This window comes from Micromonospora sp. KC723, assembly GCF_004348595.1.
Lineage (GTDB): Bacteria > Actinomycetota > Actinomycetes > Mycobacteriales > Micromonosporaceae > Micromonospora.
The window spans coordinates 1-19959 of sequence record NZ_SMKD01000055.1; the positions used below are offsets into that span (position 1 = coordinate 1).

The 19959-nt window shown below is 69.1% G+C and carries 15 protein-coding genes and 4 pseudogenes; 7 read left to right on the plus strand and 12 right to left on the minus strand.

The window, feature by feature from the left end; genetic code table 11:
* Positions 1 to 409: 409 nt before the first annotated feature.
* Complete coding sequence (locus E1165_RS14520; RefSeq protein ID WP_132391712.1) at positions 410 to 1060, minus strand: NAD(P)-dependent oxidoreductase; 651 nt, start codon at positions 1058 to 1060, stop codon at positions 410 to 412.
* Positions 1057 to 1602, minus strand: a complete 546-nt coding sequence (locus tag E1165_RS14525; RefSeq protein WP_132391714.1) for a MarR family winged helix-turn-helix transcriptional regulator — start codon at positions 1600 to 1602, stop codon at positions 1057 to 1059. Before E1165_RS14525 ends, E1165_RS14520 begins: the two co-directional genes overlap by 4 nt.
* Before the next feature lie 169 nt (positions 1603 to 1771).
* Between E1165_RS14525 and E1165_RS14530 the strand changes: the two genes are divergently transcribed.
* A complete protein-coding gene (locus E1165_RS14530; protein WP_132391716.1) occupies positions 1772 to 2989 on the plus strand; it encodes an ABC transporter substrate-binding protein in 1218 nt (405 codons plus the stop codon).
* 457 nt (positions 2990 to 3446) lie between these two features.
* Here E1165_RS14530 and E1165_RS14535 read toward each other — a convergent pair.
* A pseudogene (locus tag E1165_RS14535) lies at positions 3447 to 4492 on the minus strand (IS701 family transposase).
* Positions 4493 to 4815: 323 nt separating this feature from the next.
* Entirely contained in the window at positions 4816 to 5307 is a 492-nt protein-coding gene (locus E1165_RS14545; RefSeq protein ID WP_132391718.1) for a MarR family winged helix-turn-helix transcriptional regulator, read from the minus strand.
* A 158-nt stretch (positions 5308 to 5465) separates the two neighbouring features.
* Here E1165_RS14545 and E1165_RS14550 point away from each other — a divergent pair, with 158 nt between their 5' ends.
* The 3 genes and pseudogenes from E1165_RS14550 to E1165_RS30745 all read left to right on the plus strand — a co-directional run.
* Positions 5466 to 6395 carry an NmrA/HSCARG family protein gene (locus tag E1165_RS14550; RefSeq protein ID WP_243704767.1) on the plus strand — a complete coding sequence of 310 codons (930 nt, stop codon included), beginning with the start codon at positions 5466 to 5468 and terminating at the stop codon, positions 6393 to 6395.
* Positions 6396 to 6580: 185 nt separating this feature from the next.
* On the plus strand, positions 6581 to 6958 hold the full coding sequence (locus E1165_RS14555) for a DoxX family protein (RefSeq protein ID WP_132391722.1): 378 nt from the start codon (positions 6581 to 6583) through the stop codon (positions 6956 to 6958).
* Positions 6959 to 6964: 6 nt separating this feature from the next.
* Positions 6965 to 7185, plus strand: a pseudogene (locus E1165_RS30745) (transposase); the annotation flags it as partial.
* Positions 7186 to 7262: 77 nt separating this feature from the next.
* On the opposite strand, the gene E1165_RS14560 reads toward E1165_RS30745, so the two are convergent.
* Together E1165_RS14560 and E1165_RS14565 are read right to left on the minus strand one after the other, a co-directional pair.
* Positions 7263 to 8564 carry a cellulase-like family protein gene (locus E1165_RS14560; protein WP_132391724.1) on the minus strand — a complete coding sequence of 434 codons (1302 nt, stop codon included), beginning with the start codon at positions 8562 to 8564 and terminating at the stop codon, positions 7263 to 7265.
* Entirely contained in the window at positions 8561 to 11947 is a 3387-nt protein-coding gene (locus tag E1165_RS14565) for a DUF5107 domain-containing protein (RefSeq protein ID WP_132391726.1), read from the minus strand. Before E1165_RS14565 ends, E1165_RS14560 begins: the two co-directional genes overlap by 4 nt.
* A gap of 89 nt (positions 11948 to 12036) precedes the next feature.
* On the opposite strand from E1165_RS14565, the gene E1165_RS14570 reads away from it, so the two are divergent.
* Together E1165_RS14570 and E1165_RS14575 are read left to right on the plus strand one after the other, a co-directional pair.
* Entirely contained in the window at positions 12037 to 12927 is an 891-nt protein-coding gene (locus tag E1165_RS14570) for an AraC family transcriptional regulator (RefSeq protein WP_132391728.1), read from the plus strand.
* A 119-nt stretch (positions 12928 to 13046) separates the two neighbouring features.
* Positions 13047 to 13496 (plus strand): annotated as a pseudogene (locus E1165_RS14575) (IS5 family transposase); the annotation flags it as partial.
* A 17-nt stretch (positions 13497 to 13513) separates the two neighbouring features.
* Here the strand turns inward: E1165_RS14575 and E1165_RS14580 are convergent.
* Positions 13514 to 14533 carry a hypothetical protein gene (locus tag E1165_RS14580; protein WP_132391730.1) on the minus strand — a complete coding sequence of 340 codons (1020 nt, stop codon included), beginning with the start codon at positions 14531 to 14533 and terminating at the stop codon, positions 13514 to 13516.
* A 325-nt stretch (positions 14534 to 14858) separates the two neighbouring features.
* Positions 14859 to 15365: an HXXEE domain-containing protein gene (locus E1165_RS14585; RefSeq protein WP_165945221.1), complete on the minus strand. Its 507-nt coding sequence runs from the start codon at positions 15363 to 15365 to the stop codon at positions 14859 to 14861.
* Between E1165_RS14585 and E1165_RS30750 the strand changes: the two are divergent.
* Positions 15334 to 16011, plus strand: a pseudogene (locus tag E1165_RS30750) (MFS transporter); the annotation flags it as partial. The gene E1165_RS14585 and the pseudogene E1165_RS30750 sit on opposite strands and share 32 nt — an antisense overlap.
* Positions 16012 to 16467: 456 nt before the next feature.
* Here the strand turns inward: E1165_RS30750 and E1165_RS30755 are convergent.
* The 4 genes from E1165_RS30755 to E1165_RS14605 all read right to left on the minus strand — a co-directional run bounded on the left by E1165_RS30755 (position 16468) and on the right by E1165_RS14605 (position 19892).
* Positions 16468 to 16629, minus strand: coding sequence for a hypothetical protein (locus tag E1165_RS30755; RefSeq protein WP_165945224.1), 162 nt, complete (start codon positions 16627 to 16629; stop codon positions 16468 to 16470).
* 140 nt (positions 16630 to 16769) lie between these two features.
* Positions 16770 to 17930 (minus strand): low temperature requirement protein A, encoded by a 1161-nt coding sequence (locus tag E1165_RS14595; RefSeq protein WP_132391736.1) that lies wholly within the window; start codon positions 17928 to 17930, stop codon positions 16770 to 16772.
* 672 nt (positions 17931 to 18602) lie between these two features.
* Positions 18603 to 18917, minus strand: coding sequence for a hypothetical protein (locus tag E1165_RS14600; protein WP_132391738.1), 315 nt, complete (start codon positions 18915 to 18917; stop codon positions 18603 to 18605).
* A 342-nt stretch (positions 18918 to 19259) separates the two neighbouring features.
* Positions 19260 to 19892, minus strand: coding sequence for a PDZ domain-containing protein (locus tag E1165_RS14605; protein WP_132391740.1), 633 nt, complete (start codon positions 19890 to 19892; stop codon positions 19260 to 19262).
* Between the last annotated feature and the right edge of the window lie 67 nt (positions 19893 to 19959).

Here is a 19959-nt window from a genome sequence, read left to right on the forward strand (position 1 = left end):
CCCTGCCCAAGATCAGGAGTACCTCGAACATCAGATGGCTGATTCCGCACTCCTGTTCGATCGCCCGGCCCAGGATGTACTCCAGCCGATTGGCCGCCCCCTGCAACCGACCAAAGGCCAGTATCAGCTCGTGGTCCGCGGCTTCCTTGGCCGTTGAGATCTCTGCTTGCTCAACCACTGCGCCGATACTCCTCTCGACACCCAACCCTAGATCATGACCGGCGAAGGCCCGGTCGCGATACCGAGACAAGTGTCGCGGTGGAGTCGAGACTGACAGCTCTTTCTGGCGGTGGGCGCGCACAGGCATCCGCGGGCACCTGGGCCTGCGCCATGGCTTCCGCGGCGGCTGCCCCCGGCGCCCGTTTTCCGCCGGGCGCCCTGCCAGCTCGCCCGGAAACGGGCGGTCGGGTCAGTAGGCGACGGTGATGCGGCGGCGGATGTTGTCGTTGGTCTCGAATTCGTCCACCAGCGCGACGGCGTAGTCCTCCGCGCTGATGAAGCTGCTGCCGTCGGTCGCGGCGAGCAGCTGGTCGCCACCACGCCGGAAGGTGCCGGTGCGCTCACCTGGGGCGATGTGGTCGGCGGGTGAGACGTACGTCCAGTCGAGGTCGGTCGCCTCGGCGCGGAGGAGGTTGAGCAGGTCGCGCTGGGCGAGCGCCTCGGCCTTGTAGATGGCGGGGAAGTCGGGATTGTCGACCCGGTCCTGTCCGGACGCGGTCTTGAGGCTGCCCGCGCCGCCGACGGCGATCAGGCGGCGTACGCCCGCGGTGCGCAGACCTTCGACGAGCGAGCGGTAGGTGCCCAGCAGCGGGGCGGCGGGGTCGGAGCCGTCGCGGGGCGGGGAGACGGCGGAGATCACCGCGTCGTGACCGGCGGGCTGCTCGGCCACCGCGGATGGCGCGGCGGCGTCCAGGGCCACAGCGGTCAGTGTCGGGTCGGTGGGCAGGCCGTCCGAGCGGCCCGAACGGGACGCGGCGGTGACCTGGTGACCGCGGTTGAGGGCCTCGGCGACGATGCGCGAGCCGATCATGCCGGTGGCGCCGATGACAAGGATCTTCACGAGGGTCCTCCGTTCGTCGGATTCGAGGGATTCGGGAGCGGGAGGTGAGGCTGCGACTCGTTCTGCACGAGCCCACGCGGAGAGTGCTCGAGCACCTTCGTCACCAGTTCCCGCAGGATGAGGCGCTCGACCGGAGTGAGCGCTCCGAGCAGGTCCTGGTTGACCTGCGGCACGTGCGCCTGCAGGGCCCGCCGCAGCCGTTGCCTGCCGTCGGAGGTCGGCTCCAGCAGGGCCGCCCGGCGATCGTCGGGGTGGGGGTGACGCACCAGCAGCCCTGCCTGTTCCATGCGGGCGATCAGGCGGGTGAGGCCACCGGAGGTGAAGGAGAGGTCCTCGGCCAGGCGGGCGCTGGTGGTCCGGCCCTCGGGGTGCCGCGCCAGCCGCAGCAATACCTCGAACTCGGAACCGCCGAGCCCCGATGCCTCGCGGATGATCTGCTCGGATCGCCCACCGATGGTGTCCGTGACGCGCAGGATGTCGCCGTACAGAACCACCGCCTCATCGTTCACGAGGGTTTCGGGCACCGTTCCGCCGTCGCTCATAAGCCTGACTGTACAGCAATCTACAAGCGGGTGCGCGGCGGGCATAACCGGAAATACGTGTAGTAATCCTGCGAGTGATTAACACCATACTCGCCATCGCCACATGCGAATTAGCTGCGGAGGCAGCTAATCTCAGGCCTGGACATGACACCATCGGAAGGGAGTCATCATGGCGATCGGGCGACGTCAGGTTCTGGTGGGCGGCTCACTCGCGACCGCGGCGACCGTCATGGGCGCCGCGAGGGAGAACAGCGCTGCGGCCAGCCCAGCCCGCTCGGCCGTACGTCCCGGCTCGGTGCACGAGGAGACCAAGAGCCTGCAGCAGCTGTACCGGGAGGCGAAGGCCGAGGGCGGCACCCTGACGGTCTACGCGGGCGGGGACACCGCCACCCAGCAGGACGGCAACAAGGCGGCCTTCGAAAAGGCGTTCCCCGGCGTCACCGTGAACATGGTCGTGGACTACAGCAAGTTCCACGACGCCCGTGTCGACAACCAGCTCGACACCCGCACCCTCGTCGCCGACGTGGTTCAGCTGCAGACCCTCCAGGATTTCCCCCGCTGGAAGAACCAAGGGGTGCTTCTGCCCTACAAGCCGGCCGGGTTCTCCCGTATCCACCCCGCGTTCAAGGATCGCGACGGCGCCTGGACCGGCATCTTCGTCGACGCGTTCTCCACGATCTACAACATCGACCAGGTGGGGGCGAAGGCACCCGCGACCGCCGTGGACCTGCTCGACCCGCGCTGGAAGGGCCGGATCGTCTCGACCTACCCCAACGACGACGATGCGGTGCTGTACCTGTACAAGCTCATTGTCGACAAGTACGGCTGGGATTGGTTGAACAGGTTCGTCGCCCAGGACGTGGCCTGGGTGCGGGGCACGCAGGAACCCGCCGACCGGGTAGAGGCGGGCAGCGCCGCCGTCGCGCTCGGCACCGACGGCGCGCTCACTCCTGGCGCGGGCGTGAAGACCCGTTTCCTCGTGCCGACGCACGACCCGTTCATGGCGTGGGCTCAGCGGGCTGCCATTCTCGCCGGCGCTCGGCACCCCGCGGCGGCCAAGCTGTACCTGAACTGGTGGTTGTCGAAGCAGACCCAGTCCGACTTCTACATGTGGTCCGTCCGCACCGATGTCGCACCGCCCCAGGGCTACCGGCCCATCTGGGACTACCCCAACGCCAACCTCGACGGCTTCGACCGCTTCATGAGCGACCGCGGCCTTGCCGAGCGCTTCCGCCAGCAACTGGCGCTGTACGTCGGCGAGGTCAAGGGTGACCCATCCCCCGGCTGGCTGGGGCTGCACGCGCGGCCAGGTGCGGGGCGTCCAGGAAACCGTCGAACAGGCGAAGGTCACCTTCCACATCGAGCAGTGAGCCTCGCGGGCTCGTAGCCGTCACGGCGGTCGTCGGACCGACCTGGAAGCGGGGCACGGCGGACGCGCCGAGCAGGCAGGGCCGGACGACCGGGCCGACGGAGCGCCACACGGAACCACTGAGACCACGACCCCTACGCCCGGCAGGTCGGCACCGACCTGCCGAGCGTCGTGCTGCTCCGGCAAGTCGGAATCCAGCGCCCGAACACCGGCACCGCAGGCACCACCGCGCGCCTTCACAGCCCTACAACCTGAACGGCTACGTGCAGCTACCGCCCTTCCTCCGCAGCAACGGACTAATACTGCAACGGCAGTTCGTCAGGGGTAGCCGCATCGTCGGTAGTGGCAGGTCCTGGCTTGGTGTTGGCGTCTCCTGCGCCATCGGGACCAGGCCCAGGCCCGCTCCGGTGGGTGACCTGATCGCACTACGAGTGCGGTGAGCAGCTTCGGATCTCCGGTACCGTGTAGCCGATCATCATGCCGTCCTCGGTGCTGGATTCCCTTTTGTCGTAAGGGATCGAGCCACGGACAGCCAGGCATGGGCGGCCATCGCCAGGGTGATGTGGGCGTACCAGGCCCGCCAGTCACGGACCTGGTACTCGTCGAGGCCGGCTTCGTTCTTGGCCTGCTGGAAGCACTCCTCGATCGCCCACCTCGCGCCGGCGACACGAGCGAGGTCGACAGCCGGGTGCGGCGTGGCCCGTAACAGACGTAGTAGGCGATCTCGCCGGTGGTGATGCTGCCCCGCGCCAGGAGCCAATGACCGCCGCCCGGCCGCCGACAGATCCGTACCGGCACCCGAGCCCACCAGTACTCGCGTGGGCCGTGCGCTCCGGCACCGGCCGAGAGTCGGCACCACGCCCGAGCGGGCAGGGCGGCGATCAACTCCTCGGCGCGGGCGGTCTCCATTGTCGTGGTGATCATGTCGTCGTTGCGGCGGGTCGCGACCACATAGCCCACATCCCGGTGTTCCAGCCAGACCCGCAGCGACTTCGACTGCCCGTAGGCCTCGTCCATGGTCACCCACCCCACCGGCACCCCGCTATCGAGGGCGCGGGCCAGCATGGTGCGGGCCATCTGCACCTTGGTGGCGAACTCGACCTCGTCCGGGGATCCTCGCTGCCCGACACCGGTCCCGGTCGTCGGTCCACGACGTCGGGAGGTACAGCTGCCGGTCGATCAACGCGTGACCTTTGGACGTGCGGTAGGCCAGGAACACCCCGACCTGGCAGTTCTCCGTCCGCCCGGATCACCGGGATGCTCGAACACATACCCACGCACGTCGTCATGGACGGCATCGACGTTCCAGTCCGCCCACCACAACACCCGCCGCATCCCGTCCGGCGACACATCCCCGGCCTGCTCAGCCAGGGTCCACCCGTTCTTACGGCCCAAGCCCGAGACCAGCCCACACAGGTATTGCCGCGCCCGCCGACGCGGCTCCGATCGGCGAAACCGCACACCGATCCGCGCATGAAGCTGATCTAGTTCCGCATGCCAACGATCGACATCAACGTCCACCACAGGCAGACCAACGAATCCGACCCGAAGACGATTCGCCTACTGCCGTTGCAGTATTAAGTGGCAGGTGATCGACGAACTCCCGGCGCACTGGGCGGGCCGGCCCAGCGGTGGCGACGTCATCATGGTGGGTGAGGCGGTCGCAGAGGGCGAGGCCACCGGTGCAGGAGGCTCCCGCATGTACGCGCTGGCGTCGCCCAGTTCGGCGTGCAAGGTCTCCGCCGTGCCCTTCTCGGCCGCGTCCGGCAGCCGGTACTCCGCCCGCCGTGGTCGGCGCGCCGGGCGTGGCAGAGGACCGCCTCGGCGAGGTCGACCCGGCGGTGTCACCAGTGCGAGGACTGCGGTGAGGGTGGCGGTGGCGCGTTGTCCAGTTGTTCGAGGATGCGGTTGGAGAGCCGTGCGAGGGTGGCGAGGTCATCCGGGCCAAGGGCGTCGATGACCAGGTGGCGGACCGTGGCTACATGGTGGGGTGCCGTGGCCTCGATGGTTGTGCGGCCGGCCGGTGTGATGGCGACGAAGGCACCGCGCCCGTCCTCCGAGCATTCTTCCCGGACCACCAGGCCGCGTTTGATCATCCTGGCGATCTGGTGGGACAGGCGGCTCTGTTCCCACTCGATGGTGTTGGCGAGGTCCTGGAATCGTTGCCGACCGTCGGGGGTGTCGGTGAGGGCGACGAGGATCTGGAAGTCCGGACCGGACAGTTTGTGCGCCTTCAGGTCACGCTCCAGCGTGGCCCAGAGCTTCTGGTGCAGGCGGATGAAGGTGCGCCAGGCGTGCTGCTCGGCGGGGCTCAGCCAGGCGGGTCTGCCGTTCATGAACAAAGAGTTTACCTGGTTGCTTGACATGTCATTCACCTGTGACTAGGGTACATGACACATCATGTGTATTCGGGTGTGGAGGTAGGTGACATGCCGTGTAGCGGTGGTGTGTCGCCCCTGACCCAACAAAGGAGAAGACCGTGGCGGAACAGAGAGTGATCGCGGTGGTCGGCGCGACCGGAGCTCAAGGTGGCGGGCTGGCCAGGGCGATCCTGGCCGACGCCGGTGGTGGGTTCGCGGTACGTGCGCTGACACGCCGTCCCGACTCGGACACCGCACGCGAGCTCACGGCCCTGGGCGCCGAGGTGGTAGAGGCCGACATCAGCGACCAGTGGAGCATGACGAAGGCGTTCGATGGGGCGTATGGGGCGTTCCTGGTGACCAACTTCTGGGAGCACATGTCACCCGAGCAGGAGAAGCAGGATGCGGCAACCATGGCCCGGGCCGCCAAGACCGCCGGCGTGGCCCATGTGATCTGGTCGACGCTGGACGACACCCGCGAGTACATCCCGCTGCACGACGAGCGCATGCCGACGCTGATGGGTAGCTACAAGGTGCCGCACTTCGATGCCAAGGCCGAGGCCAACCAGTTCTTCACCGATGCCGGGGTGCCGAGCACCTTCCTGCAGACCACTTTCTACTGGGAGAACCTGCTTGGCCCGATGGCACCGAAACGGGGAGACGACGGCCGGCTCGTGCTGGCCATGCCGATGGCTGACAGTCCGCTGGCCGGCATCGCCGCCGAAGACATCGGCAAGACCGCCTACGGCATCTTCCGCCGCGGCGGTGACCTCGTGGGCCGCACCGTGTCGATCGCCGGCGAGCACCTGACCGGCACGCAGATGGCCGAGCAGCTCAGCGCGGTGCTGGGCGAAGAGGTGGTGTACGCGCCGGTGCCCTTCGACGCGGTACGGGCGCAGCCGTTCCCCGCCGCGGCCGAGACCGGGAACATGTTCCAGTTCTACGCGGAAGTGCCGCAGTTCAACGCGGTCCGCGACCTCAACGTCGTCCGCGACCTGAACCCGCAACTGCAGACGTTCCAGCAGTGGCTGAACGCACACAAGCACGCCTTCGCCAGCGCCTGACGGCGACCCGCCCCCCACGGCCCCGGCGTTCCCGCGAAAGGCCGCTTCCGTCCCGTCGTGACGGCTGCGGCTAGCCCGACCTTGTCGCTGGTCACGGCTGTTGGAGCCGAGGTCGCGCCACCGGAGCGCATCGGGACGCATCACGAGAACGTCGGGGCCTGTCTGACCCCCTGATTGGTCAACTCATGAACATCGTTCTATGGATTCTGGCCGGTCTGCTCGCCGCGGTCTTCCTGGCCGCTGGCGGCGCGAAACTGGCCCAGCCGAAGGACAAGCTCGTCACCTCGCCGAACATGTCGTGGGCCGAGGAATTCTCTCCCGGCATGATCAAGCTGATCGGCGCCCTGGAGGCGCTGGCCGCGGTCGGGTTGATCCTGCCCGCCGCGCTGGACATCCCCGTCCTGGTGCCGCTGGCCGCCGTCGGCCTCGTACTGCTGATGGTCGGGGCAGCGATAACCCACGCCAGACGCAAGGAGCCCAGCGCGATCGTGACGAACCTTGTGTTGGCCCTGCTAGCCGGTGCGGTGGCGTGGGGCCGCTTCGGCCCGTACCCCTTCACCTGATCGAGGTGCTGGTTGCGGCCGGAGCACACCTGCCCGCAGTGGGGTGCTGTGCCACACCTACGGGCGCGGCACGGACACCCCACATCGGGGTTCCGGCCTGGCCATACTCGTCCGTGACCGCTCTGGAGGCCGAGCACACCTCGTGGACCGTGCCGTGGGACGCCCGCCGGCTGGAACCCGGCGACGACGCCGCCACGGTCACCGCCGGCCAGTTGCGGGACGTGGTGTAGGCAGAAAGGATAATCGATCAAGGGGCTGTACCCTGATCAGCCGGGGTCGATGCCATCGCCCAATAGGTTAAAGATCAAGTGAAGCGCGGCGGCCGAAGGCGGGCGCCGGTACGGAATGCCTCGTTGCACTGCCGCTGGAGGGCGACGTCGTCCCACATCGCGTGGTGCGGGGCGGCGTTGGAGCAGACGATCGTTCCCCAGGCACCGACCCGCAGCGACTCATCGGTCGCCAGCCGGCAGAACTCGGCACCTATCGGGCCCTCCTCGAACCGTCCGTCGCGCGGGGTGTAACCGATCCAGCCCTCCCCGAATACGATCGGCACGCCGCGTTGGGTCGCCCAGTCGTGCGCGATGTCCAGCCAGATCCGCAGCGTGGTCGCCATCCCCTTCTCCCATGCCGGGTAGTGCCGGTAGAGCCAGCGGTCGATTGCCTCGGCGTCGCCCCAGTCGTGCACGAAGATCTCCGGTCTGGACACGATGGTCGCGGTCTGCCGCCAGGCATGGTCCGGCGACCAGTCGGCCAGCCTGGGGGCTCCGGGTCGGAGGATGTCGTGTCCGGCGCGCGCCTGGTCGAAGGCCTGAGGGTCACCGCGCAGCCCGTAGGTTTCGATGAACGCGCCCAGCACCCCGTAGACGTAGGGGTTGCAGGCCAACACGTCGATCGTTTCCGGAATGGCGCGCATGGTGCCAGCCGGCACCCCTGCGTAGTTCACCGTCGCCGGCCGGCCGGGTTGACGGTTGTGGAAAACGGTCAGCGCCCGCTCCAGCCGCGGTCGCAGGGCCGTCAATCGTTCCTCCTCGTCACCGGTCAGGCCGTCAGCCAGGTAACCGGCCTGGACCTCATTGTGGATCTCAGTGAACGCAAGCCGGTCGTCGAGCTGGTGCTCGGTCAGGAAGTCGACGAGGTCGGCGAGGGCGACCGCTTGCGCTTCGGCCCGCCGCTGCGGCTCGATGGCCAGCAGGGCCTCGCACCAGCTGGGGTCGGCGGCGAAGGAGGAGCTCTGCTGGTACTCCCAGGAGGAGAGGATGACGAAGCAGCCGTGCCGCTTCGCGGCCCGGAACAGCTCCAGCATGTGCGCGCGCGCATCGATGACCGTCGGCTGCCGGACGTCGTACCAGCGCACTCGCTGCCCGTAGTCGCCGCCCAACGGCCCGAGCCGCAGCGCAGAGGTGTCCAGACCGCTGCCGAACAGCAGGTATGGCATGGCACAGATCCGCACCGCGTTGTAGCCGCGCTCGACGGCTGCGGCGAATGCCCGGTCGAGATCCTCGAACGGCTCTCCCGGCCCGGTGCGCACGTACCAGGAGAAGTCCCAGAGCGTGATGGCCAAGCGGTCTGGGACGTGCGCCGGCGGGGGAACGGGAACGTAGCTCATGGAAGGCTCCCGGTGCGGTCGAGGTGGAGGTTGAGGTCTCGGGCCAACTCGTGGCTGGGGTCGGCCGCGAGGACGGCGTCGAGGTGGTTCCGGGCGGTGGCCGGATCGCTCGCGAGGATGGCGAGTTGCGCGCGAAGCAGTTCGACGGTGAGGTCGACGCGCCGTTGCGGGTCGTCGTCGAAGAGCATCAGCGACGGCAGCGAGGTGGCGAAGTAGTCGATGACCGTCGGTGTCCGGGCAAGTCGCTCGGCGTGTTGCGCGAGGCCGGCTACCGACTCGTCGGCGTGGGCGGACTCGCCGAGCCGGCGGTCGGCCAGGATCGAGAAGTAGGTGTTCTCCGAGAAGCCGGACGGGTTCATCTCGGTGAAGTCGCCCCGCGACGCGGCGGCCTCCCGCCAGTACCGCTCGGCGCTGTCGTGTTCCCCCGTCGCCTCCAGGGCCTTGCCCAGGGTGAGGAGCAGCCGGGCCGGACTGGCCAGCGGGTGGCGGGCCTCGCCCAGAGACGGCGGCGGCTGCAGTGCCAGTTCGGCGTGTGCGGCAGCTGCCGCGGCGTCCCCGCGGTCCAGAGCCTCGTCCGCCAGGGCGAGTCGCGTGCGTTCCCATGCCCGAAGCACCTGGCCCTCGCCGCCCTCCCACGGCTGGAACTGACGCTGTTCGAAGACCGCCAGGGCGTGCGCCGGCCGGCCGGCGGTGACCAGTAGATGGGCGTACTCCACAGCCAGGTCGTCCCGCTTGAGCAGGGCCAACGGCACGTCCTCGAGCCGACGGAGGCGGTCGCCCGCCGGTGCCCCGATGCGCCTGAGTAGTTGATCAATCTCGCTCAGCAGGCGGGGATCACCCGGCGCGAGCCGCAGTGCCCGCTCGTAAGCCGCGGTTGCGGCCTCGGGATCGTGCCGGTGGTTGTAGCTGGCGATCCCGAGGTTGCGCCACACGACGGGATCGGACCCGTCGTGTGTGGCTGACCGCCGCCAGCAGTCGATGGCGTCGTCGACCCGGTTGTGGGCGTAGTACCAGTGGCCCAACAGGGCGGCTGCGGTGGCATCGGCCGGGTCGGCTGCCAGTGCCGCCTCCAGTGCGGCGACGTCGTCGAGGCGGGTGGCGAAGTTCCAGGTCCGTTCGCGGGCGCGGGCGCGGGCCCGGGCCGTTGCCGCAGCTACCGAATCACCGAGGCGGTCGGCAACGACCGCGGCGTGGTAGTCGGCGAGCACCGCACAGGCCGTCTGACCGAGTGGGCGGTGCGCGTCGGCGGATCGCGCGTCGGTGAACAGGGCCGTGGCCGTCTCGAGTTCACCGATCCGGGCGTGCTCGAGTGCGACGTCGAGCAGTGTCTGGGCTTCCCTGTGCCCCTGGGCTGCCTCGAGCCGGCCGGCCAGCTGCAGCGCCCAGATGTCCAGCGGATCCAGTGTGAGCGTCTCGGCGAGGACATGCTCGGCCTCCGCTGCGCGGCCCAGCCGGCGCAGCAGTACCACGATGAGATCGCGGACCTGCAGCTGTTCGGGTTGCGCGCGTAGGGCCGCGCTCGCCCTCTCTAGTGCCTGATCATTTCGGCCATGGCGGGCGTCGATCACCGCCAGCTGATGGTTCCCGGGGCCCGTCCAGGGGGCGAGCCAGGTCGCCTTGGCGAACGCGGCGTACGCCTCGTCGTCGCGTCCGCGGCGGGCCAGGGTGAGCCCGAGCAGGTAGTGAGCCTCCCCGCTGTCCGGGTTCGGGTTCAACGCCGTCAGTCGGTCCAGTGCGGCTCGCAGGTGTTCCTCGGCCTGCGCGAAGCGAGCCTCGGCGTACCGGCGGGCCGCGAGAGCGGTGTGCGTCGCGGTGTGTCCCGGATCGTGGACCAGCGCCTGCGCCCAGTACGGCTCCGGGGAGCGGGTCGCATGCCGGTACTGCTCGAGGTGACGGCCGGTGAGGTACAGCACCTCGGCGGAGGCTATCTCGGTAGGCGGGGCTGGCTCCTGAGCCGGCTGCATCCTCACCCGGGCCGCCTCATCGGTGCCTGCGGCCGCCGCGGGACGCTGCCAGCGCAGGAGGCACCGCCCGTCGCGGTGCAGCTCAACGGCGTGCGGTGCCGTCGCGACGACGACGGACGGCCGGGCGTCCGGCCCGAGCTCGAACCGCTCGCTGTGCAGCTGGTCGCCATGGTGGTCCTGCACCAGCAGTTCGACCGTGCCCAGGTCGCGCGTCGCGTCGAAGCGGAGCACCGTCTGCGCCGTCCCGCGCTCGATCCCCAGGGCCGCGTCGAGGCTCGCCGCGACCACCGGGCCGGTGCCGGCCAGCGGATACCAGTACTGGGAGAAGGTCTTGGTTTCGCCGGGAGCGAGGTGTGAGAAGTCCGGCTGGTTGTCGGTGAACACGCCGGCCATCAGTTCGATGTAGGCGGCGTCGTCGTCGGCGAGATTGCGGTTCCAGGCGTGCCCGAAGGGTGCGTCGCCCCACGTCCAGTGCTTCTTGCCCACCGCGTAGTGGTGGTCGGCGAAGTGAACGAAGCCGGCCCCGGCGCGATGGTCGTAGCCGCCGAAGAAGTCACCCCGCGAGTCCACGCACATGTACGACGTCGGTACCGGGATGTTGCGCGGCCAGTCCAGCCGGTCGCCCGGGACGCGACGCGCGCTGTCCGGCCGGCGGTCCAGGTCGCGGCGGTTCGGATAGTCGATCCCGTAGTACGTGCTCGTCGCGGCCGGAAAGGTGCTGGTCGCCCGCTTCGCGTGATCGGCGACCACGGTCACGTCGGCGGGGAAGAACGACTGATAGTCGCTGTGAACCTGGGCCGCCGCGTTCGCCCACCAGAGGAAGGTCTGCGCCTGCTCGCTGCGGTTGAAGAGGCGGACCTTCAGTTCGATCACCGTCGAATCGGGCGCCAACCGTACGCCGTGCATGCCCTTCATCCGGGCGAACGGGTCGTGATCGGAGCACCAGACGATGCCGGCGGCCTCGTCCACCTGCCACGTCGTGGGCAGGAAGGTCGCCGGACGGTGATGCTGCGGCCAGTTGAACTCCACCCCACCGGCCAACCAGGGCCCGGTGAGCCCGACCAGCGCGGGCTTGATCACCGGATTGGCGTAGAACAGCGAGTAGCCGGTGCGCTTGTCGATTGCGAACTGGATCCGCCCGCCGAGTTCGGGCAGAACCAGCAGCCGCAGGTACGCGTTCTCCACATGCAGTCCCAGCCAACGGTGATCGGAGCGGGACTCCTGGATTCGGTCGTGAAACGGCAGGGGGAACACCCGGCCTGACGATCCCTGATAGACCCGGCGGTCGAGGTAGGCGGGGTACCGGCTCGGTGCCTCGGGCAGGTAGGTCGGAATGGTGACCGGCGCAGCCCACGCCGCCACCGGCGCGTTCGCCAAGCGATCCGGACGAGGCGGCAGATCGAAGGGGCTCAGGGACATGAACGAAACCTAGGCCGCGAGCGCGATTCTCGGAATGTACGGATCGACGGCCAACCTGGACGGTTCTATGATTCGCATACGATCGGCAGATGTACCTTCGCGACGGCTTTCCCGATCAGCGACTGCACGTCCTGCCCCGACTTCTGGCGAAGCAGGCGCTGCAGCGCAAGCCGACCTCGCGGATGCTCGTGACCGACGCTGGCTACTTCCCGCATGCGGCCCGACACGGTAGATGGCGGCGCGCAGGGGCTGCCGAGACCATCGTGATCATGTGCACCGACGGGAGCGGCTGGTGTGAACTCGCCGGGGCCCGGCATGACGTAGGCCCGAACGAAGTTCTCATCATTCCCGCGGCCGTGTCACATCAGTACTATGCCGCCGAGGCGGAGCCCTGGTCCATCTGGTGGTTGCACGTCACCGGCGACGACGTCCCCGACCTGCTCAGCGCCATCGGGCTCACCGTGGCCGCGCCGACCGCGCCGATGACCGACCCGTTTCGTGCCTTCGCGCTGGCCGAGAGCATCTGCGATGAGCTCGCGCGCGACGAGACGGCGGCGAGCCTCACCGCGGCCGCCGGCGCGGCCTGGAATCTGCTCGCCCAGCTGGCCGCCGAACGCGACGGCCGGGGGGTCACCCGTGAACCGATCGCCCGCGTCCAGGACTATCTGCGCGCGCACCTGTCGGCGTCGCTCAACATCCGTCAGCTGGCCGAACTTGCGGGCTACAGCACGTCCCACTTCTCCGCAAGATTCCGTTCCCTGACCGGGTTCTCGGTGACCGAGTACACGAAACGGCTGCGCATGGCGCGGGCCCGTCAGCTACTCGTCGCCAGTGCCCTCAGCATCGCCGAGATCGCCGCCGCCGTCGGCTACCACGATCCCTTCTACTTCTCGCGTCACTTCACCGCGGTCAACGGCATGAGTCCGCGCGAATACCGGGCCCGTGACAACGGGGAGAATCGGCCTCGTCAACGGGCGTGAGCGGGTTCCGCGCGGACGACCCGGCCCACCCCCGAGACCGTACGCCCATAGGCTGTGCGTGAGAGGGAGATCGTTGATGGGTTGTGGGAGCGGCTCGCGCCGTTGATCTCGGCTCGTGCCCCAGCCCGGTCGATCGCGGCCGGCCCGGCAGCAAACACCATCTGATCACCGACGCCGGCGGCACACCGCTCGCGGTCACGCTGACCGGCGGCAACCGGCACGACGTCACCCAGCTCATCCCGCTGATCGACGCCATCCCGCCGATCCGTGGCCGGCGTGGCCGGCCTGCCCGCCGTCCTCGTGAGATCTACGCCGACCGTGGCTACGACCACGACAGGTACCGCCACCTCGTGCGCGCCCGAGGGATCACGCCGCTCATCGCCCGCCGCGGTCACCCACACGGCTCCGGCCTCGGCCGTCGCCGCTGGGTCGTCGAACGCAGCTTCGCCTGGCTGCATGCCTTCAATCGACTACGCACCCGCTACGAACGACGCGCCGACATCCACCAAGCCCTACCCAGCCTGGCCTGCGCAACCATCTGCCTCCGGATACTCCACAACTCAAAGTGAAACGATCTCTAAGTGGCTCACCGGCCTGCTCCTCGAGCGGTATAGCCGGACGCGGTCGGACGGGGTGCCGCCGAGCCTTCGAACGAGCGCGGGTGGTAGACGACCGCGCGGCTGACACCCCAGACCGGGCGGATCGACGCGGCGATGCGGCCGCGGTCATCGAGGTCGACGACCGTGCCCGCCGTGCTGACCCCGGCGAGGCTGAGGTCGTGCAGGACGCCGCGCCGCCACAGGGCCGGGCGGGCGCTTCCGTCGGTGGCCTGGGAGGTGGCCAGGATCTCGCCGCGGTTGTTGATTGCCCGCAGTTCCGTGAAGCTGCCGCCGAGGGTGCCGACGTCCAGGGCGCGGCCGTGCCGCCAGAGGATGCCGCGCGGGAACTGCTTGGCCGAGAACTGCCAGCCGATCACCCAGCCGTGGTCGTTCAGGGCGTACGTGTTGCTGCGGTTGAAAGGGCCGGCGCCGAGGTCGGTGACCCGGTCACGGTGCCACAGGGCGGCATGGAAGCCGCCCGGCACGTGCATTCCGCCCGAGACCTGGCCGTGCTGGTTGACGTCGGACACCTCGGCGAGGGGCAAGGGCCGGGCGCGGCCGTTCGTCCACAGGACAGGGCCTTCGGCGGTGCGGCTGACGACCTGGCCGCGGTCGTTGATCGCCACGGGCAGGGCGGACGGGTCGCCCAGCGACCGCAGGACACCACGGTGCCAGACGTACCCGCCGGAGCCGTCGCCGCGGCCGCCGACGACCTGGCCGCGGTCGTTGACATCAATCGGGTTGAAGGCGCCGAGATCGATCATCCGACCGTCGCGCCAGAGGAACCCGCGGAAGGTGCCGTCGGCGGCCTGGGCGCGGCCAACCACGTCGCCGCGGTCGTTCATGGCCGTGACGTAGCTGCTGTCGCCGCCGAAGGTGCCGAGGTCCACCATGCGGTAGCCGGCCAGAGCGCCGGGCGCGACGGACGCGGCGACGGCGGGGGATGCGAGGGTGGGTGCGGCCGTCAAGGCGGCCGCGAGGAGAGCGGTCGCGAGGATGGATGGCATGGGACGGCTCCCTCCGGAGCGTCGCCGGGCGAAAGGTGCGCTCAGCCTAGGCCCGTCCCGCCGCGCCGCCAGGGTGCAGTCACGTAGCCGACAGCCTCGCCGTCCGCTACGCCTTATTGGTGGTCAGCAAGCAGGCTTCTTTCTGCGAGGGGTCATAACAACTCCTTAGAGAGGGTGCGCCACGCCCGAACGCCAAGATGAGGCCGAGCAGGTAGACGAGCACGGCGGCGGGAGGTATCAACGGTGTCCTCCTGATAGGTAGTCGTCGATGGAATCCAAGGTCAGCGGCTGTTGGGCGTCGGTGCTGTCGTCCACGGCCTGGTTCTTAGAGGAACAACAGAAAGCTGATCGCGGCGGCTGCGATGAGCGTGCCGAGCGTGATGGCCACGGCGAGCTGTCGGGTGGTGGCCCGCTGGTGGCGGCGCAGCCAGGCCAGGTAGTAAACGGTGGTTGGGAGCGAGACGGTGGCTGCGGTGACCGCGCCGGGCGAGTAGTCACCCAAGGCGATCCAGGTCGTGAGGTGGAACAGGGCGTTGACGGCGAACTGCCATTGGAAGGCGGTCGCCGCCACCACCCAGCCACTGCGGCCGGTCCGCGCTGCCTGCCAGGAACAGACCAGCACCAGCAGAATGAGGGGAATGTGGTAACCGGCGAACGTACCGGTCGTCTCGGGCCCGAAGTGACGGGTGGCCCAGGCGGCAAAGCCGGGCAGCTCCTCCAGGGTGTGGAGCACGTACACGCCGAAGGGCAGCAGGAACGGCCAGGCGGCGCGGGCGTCGAGCGTGTCCGTCAGCCTGCTGGTGGCTACATTCAGCATCAGTTCCTCGGCCACCCAGCCCTGGCTTGGCGCGCTCGCCGACCGGCTCGACGCGCGTCGGGTCGCCGCCGTCGGGGTGGCCCTGGCCGCCATCTCGCTCAGCCTGGCCGGCGCGGCCGGCACCACTGCCCTGCTGGCCGCGCTGCTCGCTCTCGGCGGCATCGGCTCCGCCGCCCTGCACCCTGTGGCAACCAGCATCGTCGGCGGCCCGACCAGCGCAAACCCTGGCCTGGCGTTCGGCATGTTTACCGCCGGCAGCATGGCCGGCTTCGCCGCCGGCCCAGTGCTCATCCTCTACCTCGTCGGCATGTCCGGCGTCGGCGTGAGCCCGTGGCTTATGGTGCCGGGTCTGATTCTCGCCGTCGCCCTGCTCGTGTTGCTACCTGACTGGGAGCCGCACCAGACCGCCGCGACCTCTCAACGGATCACGCCACGCATCCTGAACGGCCCGCTGGGCCGCCTCACGGCGACGGCCACGATCGCCAGCCTGGCCTTCCTCACCTTCACCAGCGCCGTACCGCCGTGGCTGGTCTCCGAACACGGCCTGGCCACCGAGGCGCCACTGCTCGGCTGGGTTCTCGCCGCGTTCTCCCTCTCCGCCGGGCTTGGGGCGGTGGCCAGCGGCGCGCTCGCCAACCGCCTCGGACACGCCCGCACCACGAGCGTGTCGCTGCTGGCCGCCGTGATACCGCTGACCGCCGTGCTGGTGCTGCCGCCGGGCAACCGCGACGTTGGTCGCGGCCAGCGCCGCAGGCGCTCTGCTCTACGCCAGTCAACCGCTGTTGGTCGTCGCCGCTCAGAACGCCCTGCCACAGGCACCCGCAGCGGCCGCCGGCATCGTCCTTGGCGTCGGCACGACGGCGGCGGGCACGGCCTACCTCGCTGTCGGGGCCGTCCACGACGTCGTCGGTCTCGCTCCCGCGATGGCGGCAACCTTCGCACTGCTGCCGGCGGGTGCGGCCATCGGGCGACGGGCTCTGTCCCGATCATGGCAGTAGGGCGAGCGGGCGTCGCCAGCGAGCCTGGTGGCGCCCGCTGCGGCTTGTCCTGCGGTAACGTTCTGCGTCGTGTCGAGGAAGCTTTCCGGTCGGCTGCCCTGAATCCCATGTCGCCAAGGTCAGCCGTCAAGCCAACCCAGCTTGGCGGCCCGCACGCCGGCCTGGAAACGGCTGCCCGCACCCAAGACGGTGGTGAGTTCACCCACGGTTCGGGTCACCGCGCGGGCGGACACGCCGAGGCTGCGAGCGATCGCATCGTCTTTGGCGCCGCTGGCGAGCAGGCGTAGAACCGCCGCCTGCTGATCGTTGAGGTTTTGTTCGTAGCCAGTCGAGGGTTTCGACCAGGTCGAAGGGGCTGCTTATCTCGTTGGGGTGCACGCCGTGTTCGATGCCGCTGTCCGCTTCGCGTCCGGCCTGTTGGCTACCGGCGGGGTGGTGACGGCTTCTCGGGCGGGCAGCCCCGGGCACGCCGCGCGTCGGCTACGGCCATTCCGGTCAGGACCGTCGCGGCGGTGACCGTGACGAGCAGCGGCGGCCCGAGGAGCAGCGGTGCCGCCAGGGCGGCCATCACGACCAGCGCGACCAGCCGGGACGGTGAGACACGGGAGAACACCGCCCACTCGAAGCGGGCCCGCCCGACGATGAACAGCGCCGGCCCGCCGAGAATCGGGCCGAGCCACGACAGGTCGGTGTGCCCGAGCGGATCGCCGATGACGAGCCCGTACCCCACCGCGGTGAACACGATGCCGATCACCATCAGCAGGTGGGTGTTGGCAATCGATCGACCGAGCCGGTTGGGCTGCGCCGACCTCCTGATGGCCTCACCCATGATCCGCCCGGCCCGCTGGATGTAGATCCGCCACATCAACGCGGTGGTGGTGAACGCCACCACGAATGCCGCCATCCGGGCGGCGGTGAGGTCGCTGTAGAACAGCGTGCGGCCAAGAATGAAGATCGTCTCACCAAGCGCGATGACGTAGAACTGCCGGTACCGCTCGGCCAGATGCTCGGGGGCGAACACCCACTGCGACGTTGGGACCCGGCCCAGTTTGGGCGTGGGCCACAGGAGCCTTCCGCCCGTGTAGTCCACCGCCAGCGCCACCGCCCACAGCGCCAGTCGGGCCGTACTGTCGGAGTTGAGCGCGCCGGCGATCCACGGCACGGCGGAGACACCGAACCAGAACAGGATCCGGGTGGGATTGAGTCGCCGCTCGTCGGCTCGGAGGAGGTAGACGATGGCGAGCGTACGGCCGATGTGGACGGCCACGTACGTGCCCGCGAACAGCATGCCTTGATCCGCGAACGCCCGGGGCTCCGCGGCCGCCATCAGCACGGCGCCGAGCATGCTGACGATGGTGAGCAGTTGTATCTCGCTCGATTCCGGGTTGAAGTAGTTGGTCACCCAGGCGGTGAAGGACCACAGCCAGAAGAGGGCGAGCAGCAACACGAGCATCTGGGCGGCGCCGACGACGTCGAGACGATCGATCAACGGCAGGGTGACCCGGGTGAGCGCGAAGATGAACGCCAGGTCGAAGAAGAGCTCCAGAAAGTTGGCCTGCTCCGGCTGCTCAGGCTTGCGCATCACCCGGGCGATCTGCCGCTCAGCCGGACGTCTGTTCTGCCGGTCCGCCATTCGTCGCGGCCGGCTACCGGTGGCCGACGAGTTGGTTGCGCTCCACCGTCCCGATGGCCCCCGGAGGGATTCGTACCGGCTGGTCGTCGTAGTCGCTGGTCATCGCGTGATCCCTGGCCCGTCCAACTGGAAGCTGTGTGGTCAACGAATCGGTCGGCACGCTGGTCACGTGGTATCCGCGGATATTCCTGTGCCGTTGGTCGACATGTCTGCCCTGGTCGAGCCGCTCTCCCCTGCGGCACGACCGTGCACTTCGGCCCGCGAGGCCATGTCGGCCGGAAGAGACCGAGCCGCGCCGCCAACGAGGCGGCCACCAACGCCGGTCATCCCGAACCGCCCCATCCGGTGCTCGACCACGACCGCCATACCTGCCCCGGCCAGCGCTATCCGACGGGCCAGGCCGGCAGGCGCGGTCGGTGCCGCGATCAGGCCCGCCCGGCCGCCGCGACCAGGAGTCTGCCGGCATTCGGGTACGGCAGGTTGCGACATGTCCGAAGAGGCTGCTGTCGGGATCAGGCTGTCCGCGCTGGACTGCAGAGTCGCTCCCGAGCGTCCTTCCGAGCCCGTTTCCCAACTCTGCTGGTTCTGGCGTCGTGCAGCATCCGAGGGTCGCGGTCCTGATCACGGCTGGTCCCCGCTCTCGATGCCGGCGGCTGCGAACAGGTCGAGTTGCTCGCCGGGATCGGCAGGCCGGCACGCTGCCCACACGGCTTCTCCGGCCCGGCCGCAGGCGTCGACAACGTCGGTCCAGCCGGCGCCCCGGAATCCGCCCAGGTGGTCGCGCCAGGCGATGACGGCCTGCTCGCAGCGACGGATCAGCTCGTCGGTGACCCGGCCGGCGTCCAGGACAGCGCCCAGGTCGGTCCCGTTCAGCCGCAGCGGCCGGTGGAGGTTCCCGTCGATGATCTCGATCTGGGTCTTGGTGAGCCGGAGCATCCGGCCGGCGGGCAGGGCCTGCCCGGTGCACTCGGGGGCGAGTCGCCGGGCGTCTCGGGTGCGCCAGTGGGTCAGGGGTTCGATGGCGTGACGGCGGGGCGGTGATCCCGACGGCCCAGGCCAGCGGGGGCGGTGGGTGGCCGGGTCCCGAGAACGTCGTTTTCGGGACGCCAGCGGAGGCTTCTCCAGCCCTAGACCAGCTGCTTAGCAGTTGTTCTTTCGCTGGAAAGCTACGGGCGGGCCTGAAGTGGCAGCTTGCCGCCTCAAAAGGCGGCCCGAGGGCTCTGATCCGTATGGTCAGGGCGCCCGGACCGGTGTTGGCTTGGCTCGCTTCGGTGTCTCCTACGGCTCCGGGTCGAGCGGGATCTGAAGGGTCACGAGCTGGCCCCCGCGCCGGACGACTACCGGGACGGTGACACCCGAACGCTTGCCCCTCAAAACGGCGTCCAGGTCGTTCACCGTGGGGGTGAGGATGCCGGCCGCCTCGATGATGAGGTCGCCGGGCAGGAGTCCGGCGGCCTCGGTGCTGCTGCCCGGGTCGACCGAGAGCACGCGTATGCCGCCGCCCTGGGGGCTAGTGTTGCGGAGGTTACCCGCGATGATCCCCTGGATGCCGGGCTTGATGTTGACGGTGAGCGGCTGCGTCACCCCATTCATGGTGAAGGTACCGCTGAACGATCCCCCGGCCAGCGGAGCGTCGATATCGGCGACGACGTCAACGGTGTAGGGGGCGTTGAAGTCATAGAGGCTGAACGAGCTCTGCACCGTGGCGGACTTGCCGTCAGGGGCGATCTGCACCGGACACGACATCCCTGTACACCGTGGGTTCACCCCTGTGATCCGGGTGTGCGGCGGGGCCTGGATGCTGATGGACAGCGGCTGGTTGTACCGCACTCCGTCCGGCGGATAGTCGATACTTGCTGCCGGACCGCCGGCATCGAGATCAGGAACGTTGTTCTGAGGTGGCAGCGACACGTGTTTCCTCCCGGGGCCACTACTGGGTGCAGTTAGGCCCTTTCACTCTGCCACCGGCCTCCAGTTC